Here is a 17307-nt window from a genome sequence, read left to right as displayed (position 1 = left end):
CCCAAACTGTAATACCTGGAGACCAATGGATTTTACATTAGGAGTAGAAGAAGAATATCAAGTAATAGATCCCAATACCCGTGAACTGACTTCACATGAGCAAAAAATTGTAGAAATTGCCGACGAGATTTTGGAAGGACAAGTAAAGGCAGAAATGCACCAGGCCGTGGTTGAAGTGGGTACGGTCATTTGCAAGGACATTAAGGAGGTGCGCTCACAAGTAACGCATTTGCGAAAAACAATATCGGAGGTTGCCTCCGGCCTAGGCCTTCGAATAGCAGCGGCAGGTACACACCCATTCTCGGAATGGGAAAAGCAATTGATAACCGTGCACCCGAGATATGATGAAATTGTGCAGGAATTGCAGGATGCTGCCAGGTCCAACCTTATTTTTGGACTTCATGTACACGTGGGCATTGAAGACAGGGAAATGGCTATACACATCTATAATTCCGTCCGCTACTTTTTGCCCCATATTTACGCCCTATCTACCAACTCCCCTTTTTGGGAAGGAAGGAACACGGGTTTTAAATCTTTCCGCACCAAAGTGTTCGATAAATTTCCGCGTACCGGTATTCCCGATTTCTTTACGGGTGCAGGGGAATACGAGCGCTATGTTGATCTCTTGGTACAGACAAAGTGCATTGACAACGCCAAAAAAATATGGTGGGATGTAAGGGTACACCCTTTTTACCCGACTATAGAATTTAGGATCTGTGATGTTCCTTTGACCGTAGATGAAACAGTCGCCATAACGGCATTGATTCAGGCTTTGGTGGCCAAACTTTATATTTTAAGAAGAAGCAACCTCAACTTTATTATTTACAAAAGGGCATTGATCAATGAGAATAAATGGAGGGCCTCAAGATATGGGATTGAGGGCAAGATGATCGACTTTGGAAAATCTATAGAAGTTCCAACAAAAGAATTAATTTTGGAGCTGCTGGAATTTGTAGATGATGTGGTAGATGAACTTGGAAGCAGGGATGAAATCAATAAAATCCATAAAATATTGAATGAAGGGACCGGGGCGGACAGACAATTGGCCGTTTTTGAAAAAACCAAAAACCTTAATGATGTGGTCGATTTTATTTTGAAGGAGACGGTTGCAGGGATTTAAATGAACAAGAAAATGTTGGATAGAAAAAAAAAGATTGCCGTTTTAGACCTTTATAATGGAATTCCAAATCAAGGCCTGAGATGTATACGGGAAATATTGGATAAATTCAGCGCAGTAGCCGATTACCAATTTTTTGACGTTAGGACCAAGAATGAAGTTCCCGATACCAGCTATGATATCTACATATCTTCGGGAGGGCCAGGAAATCCCTTGGAAGGAGACGGTATCTGGGATAAAAAGTATTATTCCCTCATAGACCAATTATGGGAACACAATGCAAACGGCGACTATCCCAAAAAATACATTTTCTTTATTTGCCATTCCTATCAGATGGTATGCCATCATTTTGGACTAGGAGACATAACCAAACGAAAATCACCATCTTTCGGGGTTCTACCCATCCATAAGACCAAACATGGTAAGGCCGATGAGTTGTTTTCCAAATTACCCGATCCGTTCTTTGCAGTTGATTCCAGGGATTGGCAACTTATTCAACCACGATTGAAGGTTTTTGAAGAAAAAGGCGCAAAAATATTGGCTCTGGAGAAAATCAGGACACATGTGGAATATGAGAGGGCCATTATGGCGGTACGTTTTTCTGAAGAATTTGTTGGCGTACAATTTCATCCCGAGGCCGAACCTGTCAGTATGGAAGCACATTTTGCCAAACCAGAAAACGAAGAGAAGGTAGTTGCCACCTACGGGAAAAAAAAATATGACAATATGATGACCCATATAAGGGATACGGATAATTTGGAATCTACCTACAATTCCATAATACCCGGATTTATTGACAATGCTATTAAAAAGATTGGATTATCCAAACAACTCTCATAACATAGGTTTTCATGGTAGAACATCTTCGTAAGCAATATAATGCCGAATTCACGGATGAAAAATATACGGCATTTTTAGAATCTATACGTTACACCTATGACCACAAACCCCCTTTTCGCATTGCCGAGACCCCGATCTTTATTCCAAAATACCTAAAGCATAGTTTATTGGAGGCTTGCGATGAGGTGAACAGTGTTATCTGCAAGCCCGATTTTAAAGAGCTGACCAATAATGCCCTTCAAGATGCATCCCGATTGGTCCCAGGGGAAGATGAGCACACTACTTTTCTTCAAATGGATTTTGGAATATGTTTGGATGAAAAAGGAAAATTAATCCCACAAATGGTAGAAGTACAAGGCTTTCCCACGCTATATTTTTTTCAGGAACTCATGGCCAAAGGATATAGGAAGTACTTTGATATTCCATCCAACTATCATCATTTAAACGATATATCCTCTTCAGAATATGTAGAAAAATTGAGGGAGATAATTGTGGGCGACTGTTCCCCCGAAAATGTTATTCTTTTAGAAATTGAACCCCACAAACAAGCAACCCAAATAGATTTTTTGGCAACGGCCCACCATTTAGGAATAAAAGTAGTTTGTATAAGCGAATTAATCACCGAAGGAAAGAATGTTTTTTATACGGATAAAAATGACCTGAAAATCCAAGTACGACGGATATATAATCGCGTAATTTTTGATGAGCTCTTTAAAAGGGACGATCTTAAACGGCAATTCGATTTTACTAAGGAATACAACGTGGAATGGATAGGACATCCCAATTGGTTTTTTAGGATAAGCAAATTTACCATGCCTTTGATCAACAGTTCCTATGTGCCCCTATGTCATTTTTTGCACCAACTGGTAAAGTATCCCGAGGATCTGGAAAATTATGTGTTAAAACCATTATTTTCCTTTGCCGGATCGGGGGTACTCATCAATGTCACCAAACAAGATCTTGATGCTGTACAAGATAGAGAAAACTACATCTTACAGAAGAAAGTAGTTTATGCCCCGGCAATAAAGACCCCAACAGGTCTGGCAAAGTGTGAAATCAGGATGTTGATGATATGGGAAAAAGGCGAAAAAAAAGCAAGGGTAGTCAACAATTTGGTACGTATAAGCAAAGGGGAAATGGTCGGGGTACGCTTTAACAAGGATAAGGACTGGGTGGGCGCCAGCGTAGGTTTCTTTGAGGACTAGAATACATTCAAATTTTTCACCTCCTTAGAGCTCTTCCCAAGACATATCAGGTACTTGCGTGAAAGTCGATTTGGATACGTCTGGTATGCTCGTTTAGCAATTCCAGCACCCGTTCCTGACTCTCCGATTGTACAATATGGCCTATATGGTACTCCTTTTGTAATTGCCAGCATATTTCCTGATCTGTAAAACAGGAATAGTCAGGGTATTGAAAACGACATAAGGAAACCACAATACCCGCATATTGGTTTTTTACCGCAGGTAGCTTATAAGGTTTTCCCTTTGCCATGGCATCTTCGATCACTGCCCATTCTGCCCACAAATTAATTCCAGAAGCAAAGGACACCATTTCTGCCAAATGGGCCCCACCGACCCTTGAGGCCGTTTCCAGAAAACAAAACTTCCCAGTGTCCCGAGATTTTATATACTCGCTGTGCGAGGCGCTAAATCGCATCCCGAAGGCCTTTAGGACTTCTTCATTAATTTCCATTAAGCCCAAGGCATCTGGAGAATCCATTTTAAGTGTGATGGATCTAAAGATACCGTGACCGTGTGCCACATCCATAGGCGTACTTAAATATTGGGAAGCTTGTGTAAAAACAATCTTACCATCCACTGATAAAGAATCTACGTGATACACGTCGCCCGGAGCAAATTTCTCCAATAGGTACTCATGTCTACGATCGCCCAAAGACTCCAACACTGCCCATAGTTCTTCATTCGAGAATATTTTACGTATCCCCGTTGCAGAGGCTTCCGATCTGGGCTTAATTAACCATGGCGCAGCTACCCTCCTTGTATATTCTTCTATATCACTATTGTTGAACAATGCGGTGAATGCCGGAACGGGAATATTGGACTCCGCCGCTTTCATTCTCATAGCCAATTTATCCCTAAAATACCTACCTGTGGTTTGTCCCATACCGGGAATTCTAAAATGTTCCCTTACCAAGGTGGCTTTCTCCACATCAAAATCGTCCAAGGCTACGATCCTGTCTATTTTTTGATTACGCATTAAAAAAGCGAGGCCAGAAATTAAATCGTCCATATTCCATACCCCTTCCCGCTTTTCCTGCATGTAGAAAATTTCATCGATAGATTCGCGAGGCCACTTTTTGTGTTCCAATCCCTTGGAGGTGATAAGTAACACCTTGTTGCCCAAAGCCTTACAAGATCTTAAAAAATCTTCTCCCTTAAAAAAACTGCTAATACACAAAAAGGTGGTTTGATCGGCTTTTCCTGTCATGGTCGTGAGGTATAACTTATTAACTGTAAAATACCTATTAATCCCCAATCAGCGTTAGAAACACTATAAAAAAACTTTCAATACTGTTTAGAGAGATTCTTGTTCCCTTTATTACCCATTTTCCGGCAAACAAAATCCAAAAGGGTGTTAGAGGAATTTATGAGCCTATTTGAGCCTATTTCTCCAAACCGGCAATAAAATCCGTAAGCAATCTAACCCCAAATGCAGTTGCCGTTTTCTGGGTATAAAATTCCGCATCCCCAAAGGCCACCCCAGCAATATCCAAGTGGGCCCAATTGGCATGCTTATCAGAGAAAAATTCCAAAAATTTTGCAGCACTGATGGCTCCTGCAATAGGCTTGCCGCTATAATTCTTCACATCCGCAATATCGGATTTTATATCTCCCTCATAGGAATCCCATAATGGAAGTCGCCACAGACGTTCCCCGCAGCGGTCCCCGGCAGTTATCAGTCCAAGGGCAAGATCGTCATTGTTCGTAAATAACCCGCCTGCCTCATAGCCCAAGGTTTGCACACAACTTCCGGTCAGGGTAGCTACGTCTATCATTACATCCGGACTGTAATTTTTATTTAGATAGGCAATTCCGTCTGCCAATATTAAGCGTCCTTCTGCATCGGTATCAATAATCTCGATTGTTTTTTCCGCGTAAGACCTAATAACATCTCCTGGTTTTAAAGCTTTGGCATCAACACAGTTTTCAGTGGTGGGAATTACAACAATAAGATGTACGGGCAATTTTAGTTTGGCGGTCAACTCAATGGTTCCAAGAACCGCTGCCGCACCGCCCATATCACTTTTCATATAATGCATATTGGAGGAACCCTTGATGGACAAGCCCCCTGTGTCAAAAGTAACTCCCTTGCCGATCAAGCCCACTTTGGGTAGTATTGTGCCAGTTACTTTTGGCTTATATTCCATTACAATAAATCTGGCGGGTGTTTCACTCCCCTGGCCAACTGCCATGAGTGCAAATAATCCCAATTTTTCAATGGCCTTTTCGTCGTGTACTTCCACCTTATAACCAAATTCCTTACCGGACATAACTGCTTCCTGACCCATTTTAATAGGGGTAAGTTTATTGCTAGGGGCGTTTACCAATCTTAGTATCTTAAGCTGGGTTTCCGCTATGGCCCTGCCTTTGTCTGCTGCTATTTTTACTTTAGCATCAAAATTGTCCTTAACAAAGAATTGCAACTTCAATTGTTCGGAATCCCATTTATGTTCAGGAACATTGGATGTTTGGTACAATCCCTTTTTGTAAGTCCCTAATATCAATCCACTAACCAGACCTTCAGTCAATACTGGAATAAATTCAGGGTCAAAATTTCCGTTGCTTATATCAATGCTCAAATTGGAAGGCAATTTGGCCGCTTCCATTTGAAGAAAGCGCTTAAAAGCATCTATCACCATCTTAAGGGTTGGTTTTGTTCCCAAGCCCAAACAGTATACCCTCTTTATACTTTTATGGGCAACGGGATAAAACAAGGAGACTTCCTTTTTTTCGGCCTTTATTTGTTCCGTTAACAGTGTCTTGGGGAGCTTTAGTTCCTCAGCTAAATTAGCAATGTCCGACTCCAAGTTTTCCCCTTGTACCAACGGTACTAAAAGGGTTTCCAATAAAAGATCTCTATCCTTTGTTATGCTGATCATAAAAGTGTTTTAAATTTAATTCCTAAAATAAAGAAATTCCATGGCTGCCGGGAATTCTTGACTCCAAAACCATTCCTCATGTTTACCTTGGGGATCAATATGCAGTTCAATGTTCACCATAGCACCCTCTTTGTTCTTATCTTCAAGAACTTGTTTCAATCTTTTCACATTCCCCACCATATTTACACTTTCAGCCCCACCAGCATATAAATAGATATCTGTAGAATAAGGTTGATGAAATGCTATAGCATCGAAATAGATCTTAGGGGTAATCCAGAGCGAAGGAGAGAAAATCATCAATTTTCCAAACACTGAAGGATACCTTAAACCTGCATAAATACTTATAAGCCCCCCCATAGAACTCCCTCCAACTCCGGTAAATTCCCGTTCTTTTAAGGTCCTAAAATTTTTGTCGATATGGGGTTTTAGGGTTTCCACCAAGAACTTAAGGTACTTTTTACCGTCCCCTATACCCCATTTGGTTTCCTTAAAGGGTGAAAATTCCAATACCCTTTCCTCCTCTGCATGGTCTATGGCCACCACAATAACATCTCCCATTCCCTTTCTTGCCAAATCCGCAAGCTTTTCATCAATGGCCCAGTTACCATAAGGGCCGCCACCATCGAATAAATTTTGACCATCGTGTAAATACAATACTGGATAATTTTTTGCGCTGGACTCATAGTTATTGGGAAGGAGCACCGATATTCTCCTTTTCCTATTTAACTGTGGAATTTCATAATCCTCAGCTATTATACGAATCTCAGGCCTATAGGAAATGTGATTTTCATCTTGACTTCCTTCGTCGTTGATATTCTGCCCCAACATGCTCTTTTCCATAATTTTATCCCAACAAATGCAGACAAAGATAATCTGTTTTGGAACAACAGTACCATCAAAGTAAACCCAATCTATTAGTGCACCCAATATTTGGACTAAATAATCCCAATTGCACAGTTCAAATAGTTGATTCCAAATTAATTAACGGATAAAAAAGAAGATAGGGAAAATAATAATTATGCTGTTTATCGAAGAAAGGATACCGTTGGTTTTTTTCACAACATTCTGGAGTATGTTCACAACAAAAATTAAGTAGGACTGCCCAATCCTCCTATCTTTACATTGTATTTAAGTGATAGTGTTTCACCCCAAATCAAACGCGAAACTTAATTCCAAGTGCTTTTTCCCCAAATCAGCACTTAACCTTAAAGTAACGCTTTAAAATAATAAACCAAATTTTACTGAAAGACCTACTTAACTAAAAAATTGCCCCTCTTACAAGGGGCTTTTTTTTGCCTGCTTTTGCAGAATATTTCCAGAAAAGCTTACTATTTTATATTCCACTTATTTGCGTAAACTAATTCGAAAATGTATAGTTAACAGTCTCAAAGGATTCCGATACGGTTTGTTTGCCATCCGCTGATGCAATTTCGACCATTAATTGATCCACTATTACGGCATCGGTGCCCGAAGTAATAGAAATCATAACCGTTCTTGTACCCTTTCCAGTAAGTAATGGGGATGAAGTATAGCTATACTTGGGGGAAATACTCCCGTTGGTATAAGGCTGAACCCATATTCTACCACCATTTGGATCCGCAATCTCATAATCATAAATAATAATTACCTCTTCATCAAATTTTAAGGAAGCTGGGGTATTGGGTGTCTTACTTTTTATGGATACTTTATTGATAGCGGCATCTGAGCCCCCATCATCACTTTTGCTACAGCCATTCATGGCAGTTAGAAAGCTCAATATTATTACAATTCCGATTATCCCGTTAATTGGATTACATCTTGTTTTCATGATTTCTTTATTTTAATTGTTACCTAATTTATTGGGGAACATTTTCCACCGCCAAAACCAATTCTATTGAAAATAAACGAGCATATGTACCATTTCCTCGGGGTCGGGGACATGTCCACCTCCGAAGGTTTTTCCATTGATATGGTATAACACAGGTATAACCAGCGCCGCTTCATCTGTTAGGATACAGGATCCGTGTTCCAAAGTAACTTTTAGCACTCCGTTCTCATCTGCAACGGCAATATTGTCTGTACCCGTATCAGGACCTATAGGAGGATTGTTGAAATTCACAAAATCGTTCATAAAATCGATTTGCTCTCCTACAGATCTGGTTTTATTAAGATAGGCCAACCAAAAGGTATAAGTTCCGTTGGGAATCATTCCCTCAAGATTTACCTCTACCTTAGATGAATTGCCATTACAGTGCACCACCAAATTCCCCTTCGCGGTTTGAAATTCTGATAGAGTTATCTGATGATCGTCCGGAGCCATTATTGGTGTGAGCAGACCAATGGGATCATCAAATATATTCGCTGCAAAAAGGGGCTCATTGGGATCTGTTGGGGTATTACCCTCCTTGTCAACAATTTCCTCCAGTAATTGAACGCTCCCAAAGTTTAGATGGGCACTGACATGCGTAGGTTTAACGACAAAATCTACTTTCGCCACTTGATGATACCGAAGATTAACCGAAATTGGAATGGCCGTTACCAATTCTGTGGATAATGGAGGAATAATACTGACACTGTACTGGCCTAAATCCTTGGTTTCCCCAGAAAAATTACCCTTCATATCAGTAACCATCTCTACTGTATCAGATCCATTGGTAAATGATACCTTAGTTTTGGGATATGGATTGCCTAGTTCATCCTTTACAGTCCCCTTTATCTTGCCGGTGAGATCCACTGGAAAATCGGTATCAGATTTAATACAGCTAAGGGCCGTACAAGTTAAAATGATTACCAATATCAACTGTAAAATCCATATAGATTTTATCCATTTAACAATTTTTGTAAATACAAATGTCCCAAACGCTCTTGTTGTTTTCATAATAACAGTTTTAGAGTTAAACAAACTTGAGGGGGAATATTTCTTGTTCTATCCAAAGCTATTACAACCATTATTGGCTAACTAACATAAATGTTCCATATTCTAACAACATAGTTCCAACCTATAATTGTTGCTTTTAATGAAGAGGAGACTCATAATCCGTTAAAAGAGCTTGTATTGTTAGTGAAGGGGACGAATTGTATTTCGATGGAAACACGGAAAGATTATGAATACCAATACAAGACAATTATAAGCTGGCCAAAGCATTTAAAAGGCCGAAGGCGGAACACCATATAATCCTTTAAAACATTTGGCAAAATAAGAGAGGTTATTAAAGCCAACCATATAGGCTATCTGAGTAACACTATCCACTTTTTGGCGCAACAATTGGGCTGCCCTTTTCAACCTGAAGTTGCGCAGCAGTTCCCCTGGCGACTCATTGGTAAGGGCCTTAATTTTTCTATGCAATTGAGTCTTGCTCATGGCCAGCGCAACTTGCATTTCCAGAACTCCAAAATCTGGTTCTGAAAATTTATCCTCCAACAAGGCCAGGACCTCTTCCAAAAATTTTTGATCTACTGAAGTGACCGTTACTTTTTTGGGATCTATCCCTATATCCTTATTGCTAAAAAGCTCCCTAAGATATTTTCGCTGCTCTATTAGATTCTTAATCCTTACCAAAAGTTCCTTCCCATCAAAAGGTTTGGTAAGGTAATCGTCCGCGCCAGTTTCCAAACCTTCAATTTTGTTTTCCCTTCCGGCCTTCGCCGTAAGCATAATCACAGGTATATGACTGGTATGCAAATCTGTCTTTAAATTCCTGCAAAGTTCAATACCATCCATCCGCGGCATCATAAGATCTGTAACAATCAAATCTGGCGGATCCTTTAGTGCATACTGCAAACCCGCTTCACCATTAACCGCTTCAATTACCTTATAAGTCCCAATAAGCTGCCCTTTTATAAATTGTCTCATATCGCTATTATCCTCTATAAGCAATATTTTTGGGAGATTCCTGTGATCACTAGGAATTAGTTCATATATATTGGGCATATTTGGATAAATCACCTTAGGAGCCTCGGTCAATTCGACTTTATTCGACCTTGTTTTTATTTCCTGTAATGGTATCAGAACCGTAAAGAAAGTACCTTTTTTTTCTTCACTTGAAACGGTTATGGTACCCTCCATTAGGTCAATAAGATCTTTGGAAAGGGAAAGTCCAATTCCAGAACCTTCCTTCTCCTTGGTGGCGCTATTATCGACCTGATAAAATCGATCAAAAATAAATGGCAACCTTTCTGCTGGAATTCCCAACCCGGTATCGGATACCTGTATTTGCAGATTATTTGCATAATAATCTGCAACAAAGGAAATTTCTGAACCATTATCAGAAAATTTAAAGGCATTTCCCAAAAGGTTGTACACTATGTTTTCCAGTTTATCACGATCAAATGAAGCCCAAAGCAAATTAGTTGGTATTCTTACCCTATAGTCAATATTGCGTTGAGCTGCATGAGAATTAAAGGACGAGACTGCCGCCCTAAGACATTTGAATACGTCCCCCTCGGTGGGTGACAGTTTTAAACTTCCTTCGTCAATTTTAGACAGGTCCAAGAGTTGGTTGACCATGTTTAGCAGGCGATTGGCATTCCTACGGATCATCCTTACCGTTTCCATACTTAATTTTTGGTCAAAATTCTGTTCCAACTGCTCTATAGGCCCTTTTATAAGGGTAAGTGGTGTACGGAATTCATGTGAAATATTGGCAAAGAAACGCGATTTTGCCCTGTCCAAATCCAGTAATTTCTCAGCCTGTATTTTTAGCTGGTTGGCCTGATGTTGAACTTCAGCTGTCCTTACTTCTATCAGTTTCTCCAAAGCCTCGTTACGAACCTTTAATTGGCGGGAGCGTAATTGCAAAATTATCCAAAGAAAGCCTACAAAAAGAACCAAATAAAGTAGATAGGCCCACCAGGTCCTATACCAAGGAGGGAGTATAATAAAATCGAAAGTATTCACTTGACCTATATCTCCATAAATATTCCGCGATCTGACCAGGAAGCTGTAATCCCCTTCTGGGAGATTGGTGTAATCTTTTTGCTTTTCATAGGACCATTCGGACCATCTCCCGTCAAAACCCAATAGGTTATATTGATAGGTGTTGGCCTCAGGCTGACTTGTTAGGGACGCGAATTCAAACCTTATCCCAAAATTGGAATAATTAAGAACTGTATTAGGATGAATCGATGGATCCCCACCATAGATTATGGAATCATTTCCAACCGTAACTTTGCGAACATAGGTATGAAAAAGGTCTTTAAAATTATATTTGTTATTTAAATCATACTTGTACATACTTTCTCCCCCGGACCAAATGTGATTTTCATCCTCCCAAAAAAGATGGGTGTCAGTGGTACTTCTTATAGCTTCATCATAAAATCTTTGGACATCAAACGTTCCATTACCATTTATGGAAGCCGTAAATCTGAAAACCTTTCCTTGTACCGGTTTGGATTCCAGTAAAATATATTGTCCTTTATTTTGGTAGGCCCGAGGATAAATATATAGGGAATCCAGACCAAACTTTTTTCCAAATTCCTTTTCAGGAAGAAAGACTTTAGAGCTTGGATCCAACTTATACAAGGGTCCACCTACTCCATCGGTGGTCACAAATAATTCTTCGTCAACCCTCCAAACATTAGTAGAGCCCTCTGGTATTCCTTCGGTGTATCGTTCTACCGAGAGATTTTCAATATCAAGATCAGAATTCGAATTTTCTGAGCCCTGAAATTCAACTTTAAGAATAGGGCTAAGGGATGTACCCAACCAAAGATCTCCATTTTCATCGGGGGTTATAGAGAATATATCATCTTTTATTTGCCCTAAATCATTTTCTGCCAGCCATTCGCCGCCAATATATCTAATACTGGACAATCCGTGCAGGTGTCCAATAAAAATTCTATCGGAATTCAATTTTGAAAGGCCCAAGGCCCTGCATCCAGGCAAATTACTTACTTGAAGAACCCCTTTTTCCGATATTGTAAAAACCCCATTTGCCGAAGCGGCAAAAAGTTCCCCTTCCCTAGAGAGCAAGGAGAAACAACCAGATGTAATCCCATCAATCTTTTGAAATTTAGGCTGATTGGACCGAATCTGGCCATCGAACACATAAAGTCCGCTATATGTGCCTACATATAACCTGCCTTTATGTTTGACAATACTGGAAACAGTACCCTCAAGTCCATTTCGATTATCGTAATAGGTATAGGGAAGCTGAAGTGCTACTTTGGAAATGCCTGTTTGATGTGCCAGCCAAAGGGCGCCCTCTCTATCCACGGTCATGGCATGGACCTGATTGTTGGCAATACCGTCATTTTCAGTAATATTCCTGATATGTTTGCCCTTATCATCCATAACTATTACACCCCCTCTAAGGGTAGCGAATGCATAGGTTGACCTGGTTAATCTTTGCCCCGCATACAGAAGATTTTCGTCTAGATAAGGCTCAATTTCATTGGACATTTTAGTTATGGTTGTCCCATTGTACAGGTACATCCCTGCGCCTTTACTAACAAAAAGTACGGAGTCCTTTCCAAAAGGAAGGGCAACCGTCGCCCTGACATTTTTGAAAAATTCACCTCCTGGCATTAGTTCCAACTCATCCCCTTTTAGGAAGAACATCCCCTCGCCTATAATACTGACATACACTTTTCCATGGACCTGATATTCCCTGTAAATAGCACCAGTCCCTGGATGTGATATCACCTTAAATAAGCCGTTTTTAAAACTATAAAGTGTATTGTCCGATGCAAAAATAACACGGTCCCCTTCTAGAAAGATCTGCCATATATTTGCCGTTAAGGGATGGGATTCCGGAATCTTTTCCTTTATTGACTTATATTTTAATGTTCCTAAGGAGTCAGGAGCCAAATAGCCCAATTCCCTGTCTCCCCCAACCCATTTTACATTGTTCTGATCAACGACTACGGTCCGTACTGCCCTTAAGCCAGGAAAAGCGATCAATCTCCATGAGGCGCCATCAAATTCCAGTATGCCTTCGCCATTGGCTGCATAAATAAAACCCGTTTGATCTTGGGTAATAAACCAGTTTTGATGATGTGCCGAATATTGTTTTTGATTATAATTTTCTATAGGGATATTTCCCAATTGAAGGCCATCCTCTTCTTTCTGCGAAAGCACAAAAAAGGAATAAAATAATAAAAGGGGGAGAATAAGCTTTTTCATCTCCGTCGAATTATACTTACAAGATATCGAAAATTAAGGTTTCCACCCGCAATCAAAATTATAATTGTGGGATCAGCTACATTAAGACTATAGTTCCTAATTGTATGAATACGATCCCAAAATTGGCTTTTTAAAAGGCCTTACCTCAACCAATAGCTAATTCACAAGACAATTTTAATGGTTTACAACAAAAATTTATTTGCCGATCAACTTCTTTATATTTTAGCTGCACAAGCATAAGACGTCTTATCCTAACAGGAATTTAAAATATATATCGCCTAACCAAAATTGACAAATCCTACTTTGCAAAAAAGGCCCTCTATGAGGGCCTTTTTATTTTTTTATGCTAATCGATATCAATTTTTAGAACGAATAATTTAATCCAAATAGCCAATAAGTCTGCAGATCATTGTCTATGGAATCAAAAGTAGGCGTGGGGTCGCCCACATCAAGATTATCAATGGCATAGCTTAGGGCTTCCTGTCTGTTGTTTCTTAGACCAAATTCAAAACCTAGACCAATTCCCTTCCATAAAGTATATCCAAAAGAGTTGGTCCATGTCCAGTTGGAATAATCCGCACTCTTATAGCTTTGAAACAGGGATAGATTGGTTTTAAAATTAACGTGGCCCAATTTTTTAGTATAGTCGGCTACTATCTTAGCACCTAATGATGATTCGAACACAGTATCCTCACTACTAAAAACAAAGTTGTAGTTTAAGGGATGAATAACCACTACCAAATCTGCAATAGGGGTCCAAGTTGCTCCAACCCCCAAATCCAAATACCCGGGGTCATTAAAATTATCTATAATTGTTGTCCTATATTCCCCTAGGGTGGAAATAGCGAATTTCTCGCTCAGTTTCTGACCGTATAATGAGGTTATATTAAAAACATCTGTAGCCGAACGAAAACTATCATCATCGGTATCAATATCCTTGTCATCTATTTTTACCCACCCAAGATTGATATTCAACGAATTTCTCCAGAAAAATTTTGGTTGATTAAGATTGGCAAAGGCATTGGTGGTAATGCCGATATTCCCAGCACTGGAATTTGGAGTACCTTTGGAATACCAATTATTAAATCCGGAAAGACTGGCACCAATGGTCCCAAAAGCACCCTTTTTCCACCCAGGAATGGCGTTAATTTTACCTTGAATGGCGTCTACCCTTCCTTGGATCGCTGAAATGGAATCCTTTTTACTGGCTTTTTCCGCCTTTAATTCCTCCAAAGTTTGGGCAACAGTGATGTTCATAGCCAACAAAGCGACTATCGCTAATACAATTTTCCTCATAATAGTTAATGTTTATTTATAGTAGTGCAAAAATAAGGAATGTTGAATTAATTGTAGGAAAGATATTGACCGTTATTTTGCCTTAAATAGCGGTACTGAAGAGCAGGCTTCTCCATACATTACACTTTTTGCTACCGATTGAATCTTAGTAGTTGCCCACAAATAAGCATTTGCAGGTACAGGTTTGTTGGAACAACCCTTGATAATAACGGGTTTGTCCACAAATTCGGACACATCTAAATTTTCTATTACGGATTGATAGAGTGAGGATTCCAGCATTTCCAAATCCCCTATAATGATTTTCTTGGCGTAGGGCTGTAATTTGGTGGAAATAAGCATATACGCCCAACCAGGTATTATGGCATCGGTAGAACAGCTTAAAGCCACATAACAATCTTGGAATTGACTCCAATCACAATCCTCCAATTGAGTCCTAAAATCCTTTTCCCTGAGAATTAAACCTTCAAACAACCAATCCTTAATATCCAGAACCACCCTGTTCCCCTTGGAATAGTAGTCCTCAAGATTAAAGGTTACCAATTTGCTTTGTGAGACACGATTTATAATATCAGACATAAATTTTCAGTTTTGCAATATTGGATTAATTTCGGCAATTCCGATTGTTTACATGATAATATCTCATCACCAATCGCAAATAAAATCAGAAGCCCTAACTATAGCATTCCTAGTTCCAATTTGGCTTCCTCGCTCATTAATTCTTGTGTCCAAGGTGGGTCGAAAGTTATTTCTACCTCAACATCCTTAAGTTCGTCGATGGACTTAACCTTTTCTTCCACTTCCATTGGTAGCGACTCCGCAACCGGACAATTAGGGGAGGTCAAGGTCATCAAGATCTTAACTTCATTGTCCTCATTGACGAAAACATCATAAATTAACCCTAATTCATAGATATCCACAGGTATTTCAGGATCATAAATTGTTTTTAGGACCCTTACTATTTTTTCGCCCAATTCCTGGGTGTCTATAGTTTCTATTTCTTCGCTCATTATTTTAATCTTTATGGTTTGCACAAAGGCTTTATCCAATAAATCCCCCAATAAAGGAAATTAATTTAATTGTGTTTGGTATGCCACGGCATACAACTTCAATTGTTTTATCATACTTACCAAACCGTTAGCCCTGGTAGGTGATAGATGTTCCTTTAGGCCAATTTCATCAATAAAACCGGTATCTGCCTCTATAATATCCTTAGGTTTTTGATTGCTAAAGGCCCTGATCAAAATAGCAATGATGCCTTTGGTAATAATGGCATCACTATCGGCCGTAAAAACCAATTTATCGCCTTCCAATTCAGCATGAACCCAAACCTTGCTCTGACAGCCCTTTATTATATTATCCTCTGTCTTATATTGCTCCTTGATCATCGGAAGCGATTTTCCAAGCTCTATCATATATTCATAGCGCTGCATCCAATCCTCGAACATGGAAAATTCATCAACAATCTCCTCTTGTATTTCCTTTATACTCATATCTAAATTTTGTGCCCACTTTATAATGGTAACAATTCCCAGCAAAAATACAACAAGTAATTTTGCTTATCAATAATTTAAAAGATTGAAAACTAACCCAATGTAGTTAAGAAAGCATTGTTTTTGCCCTCTTTACGCTTGCCACCAATATATCCACTTCTTCCTTGGTATTGTAAAAACTAAAACTTGCCCTTACCGTACCAGGAATTTTATAAAAATCCATAATGGGCTGTGCACAATGATGCCCCGTCCTTACGGCTACCCCCAACTTATCCAAAATGCTCCCAATATCATAAGGGTGAAGCCCTTCAATGTTAAACGAAATAACGGCCGTCTTTTCTTTTAAATCCCCGTAAATTTTTAGTCCCTCTATTGCCAGAAGTTCTTTGGTAGCATATTCCAATAGCTCGTGTTCGTATTGGGCAATGGCATCAAATCCGATAGCATTCATATAGTCCAAGGCAGCACCAAAGGCAATACCTCCACAAATATTTGGGGTACCTGCCTCAAACTTATGGGGAAGATCGGCATAGGTTGTTTTTTCAAAAGTTACCTCGGCAATCATTTCGCCCCCACCTTGATAAGGAGGTAATTTATTTAACCACTCCTCTTTTCCATATAACATTCCTACTCCAGTGGGACCGCACATTTTATGGGCGGAAACCACATAAAAATCCACATCCAATTTTTGTACATCGGCCTTTATGTGCGGAGCTGCTTGCGCACCGTCTATCAGGACCGCAGCACCTACACTATGGGCAGCCCCTACAATTTCCTCTATAGGATTAATAGTCCCCAGGGCGTTGGAAACATGGTTACAGAACACCAATTTGGTGCGTTGGGACAATAATTTGTGGTATTCCTCCATAATCAATTTACCATCCAAACCCATTGGAATCACCTTTAAAACAGCCCCGGTACGTTCACAAAGCATTTGCCAAGGCACAATATTGGAGTGGTGTTCCAAGGAAGAAACAATAATCTCATCCCCCTTTTTTAAGGAAGAGGCAAAACCATTGGCCACTAAATTTATACCATGGGTTGTTCCTGAGGTAAAAATAATTTCATGAGGCTTGGCAGCATTAAAATGCTTCTGTATTTTCTGCCTAGCCTGTTCGTAAACATCCGTTGCCTCTTGTGATAGGGTATGTACCCCTCTGTGGATATTTGCATTGTACCTACTGTAATAATCCACAATGGTATCTATAACCTTTTGCGGAGTCTGGGAGGTAGCGGCATTGTCCAAATACACCAAGGGATACCCATTGACTTTTCTATTTAGTATTGGAAAGTCCTTTCGTATACTTAATATATCTAGAACAGTTTGTATCATGATAAA

14 protein-coding genes are annotated in these 17307 nt (G+C 39.7%); 3 read left to right on the top strand and 11 right to left on the bottom strand.

The genetic code is table 11. The features are described 5' to 3' along the window. Positions 1 to 25: 25 nt before the first annotated feature. From LV92_RS06785 to LV92_RS06775, 3 genes are read left to right on the top strand one after another with little or no spacing between them, the layout of a single operon-like run. The gene (locus LV92_RS06785) at positions 26 to 1120 is read left to right on the top strand and encodes a carboxylate-amine ligase (protein ID WP_111622871.1); all 1095 of its coding nucleotides are present in this window, start codon (positions 26 to 28) and stop codon (positions 1118 to 1120) included. 12 nt (positions 1121 to 1132) lie between these two features. Next, positions 1133 to 1957, top strand: coding sequence for a type 1 glutamine amidotransferase (locus LV92_RS06780; RefSeq protein WP_111622990.1), 825 nt, complete (start codon positions 1133 to 1135; stop codon positions 1955 to 1957). 11 nt (positions 1958 to 1968) lie between these two features. Beyond that, entirely contained in the window at positions 1969 to 3162 is a 1194-nt protein-coding gene (locus tag LV92_RS06775; protein ID WP_111622870.1) for a hypothetical protein, read from the top strand. Between the two features lie 46 nt (positions 3163 to 3208). Here LV92_RS06775 and LV92_RS06770 read toward each other — a convergent pair whose 3' ends face one another. From LV92_RS06770 to LV92_RS06720, 11 genes are all read right to left on the bottom strand, one after another. Next, positions 3209 to 4408, bottom strand: coding sequence for an ATP-grasp domain-containing protein (locus tag LV92_RS06770; RefSeq protein WP_111622869.1), 1200 nt, complete (start codon positions 4406 to 4408; stop codon positions 3209 to 3211). 175 nt (positions 4409 to 4583) lie between these two features. Further along, entirely contained in the window at positions 4584 to 6080 is a 1497-nt protein-coding gene (locus LV92_RS06765) for a leucyl aminopeptidase family protein (RefSeq protein ID WP_111622868.1), read from the bottom strand. 15 nt (positions 6081 to 6095) lie between these two features. Continuing rightward, a complete protein-coding gene (locus LV92_RS06760) occupies positions 6096 to 6920 on the bottom strand; it encodes an alpha/beta hydrolase (protein ID WP_146613518.1) in 825 nt (274 codons plus the stop codon). Between the two features lie 517 nt (positions 6921 to 7437). After that, a complete protein-coding gene (locus tag LV92_RS06755; RefSeq protein ID WP_111622866.1) occupies positions 7438 to 7887 on the bottom strand; it encodes a hypothetical protein in 450 nt (149 codons plus the stop codon). 63 nt (positions 7888 to 7950) lie between these two features. Further along, the gene (locus LV92_RS06750) at positions 7951 to 8937 is read right to left on the bottom strand and encodes a carboxypeptidase-like regulatory domain-containing protein (protein ID WP_111622865.1); all 987 of its coding nucleotides are present in this window, start codon (positions 8935 to 8937) and stop codon (positions 7951 to 7953) included. A 267-nt stretch (positions 8938 to 9204) separates the two neighbouring features. Further along, positions 9205 to 13182, bottom strand: a complete 3978-nt coding sequence (locus tag LV92_RS06745) for an ATP-binding protein (protein WP_111622864.1) — start codon at positions 13180 to 13182, stop codon at positions 9205 to 9207. A 363-nt stretch (positions 13183 to 13545) separates the two neighbouring features. Beyond that, complete coding sequence (locus tag LV92_RS06740) at positions 13546 to 14478, bottom strand: DUF3078 domain-containing protein (RefSeq protein ID WP_111622863.1); 933 nt, start codon at positions 14476 to 14478, stop codon at positions 13546 to 13548. A gap of 72 nt (positions 14479 to 14550) precedes the next feature. Beyond that, positions 14551 to 15054 (bottom strand): DUF2480 family protein, encoded by a 504-nt coding sequence (locus LV92_RS06735; RefSeq protein WP_111622862.1) that lies wholly within the window; start codon positions 15052 to 15054, stop codon positions 14551 to 14553. A 98-nt stretch (positions 15055 to 15152) separates the two neighbouring features. Next, the gene (locus LV92_RS06730) at positions 15153 to 15485 is read right to left on the bottom strand and encodes an SUF system Fe-S cluster assembly protein (protein ID WP_093977837.1); all 333 of its coding nucleotides are present in this window, start codon (positions 15483 to 15485) and stop codon (positions 15153 to 15155) included. Positions 15486 to 15545: 60 nt separating this feature from the next. Continuing rightward, positions 15546 to 15968: a SufE family protein gene (locus LV92_RS06725; RefSeq protein WP_111622989.1), complete on the bottom strand. Its 423-nt coding sequence runs from the start codon at positions 15966 to 15968 to the stop codon at positions 15546 to 15548. Between the two features lie 106 nt (positions 15969 to 16074). Continuing rightward, positions 16075 to 17301: an aminotransferase class V-fold PLP-dependent enzyme gene (locus LV92_RS06720; protein ID WP_111622861.1), complete on the bottom strand. Its 1227-nt coding sequence runs from the start codon at positions 17299 to 17301 to the stop codon at positions 16075 to 16077. Positions 17302 to 17307: the final 6 nt, after the last annotated feature.

The organism is Arenibacter echinorum, from assembly GCF_003259375.1.
GTDB classification, from domain to species: Bacteria; Bacteroidota; Bacteroidia; order Flavobacteriales; family Flavobacteriaceae; genus Arenibacter; species Arenibacter echinorum.
This window is presented reverse-complemented; position numbering and strand designations above follow the sequence as displayed.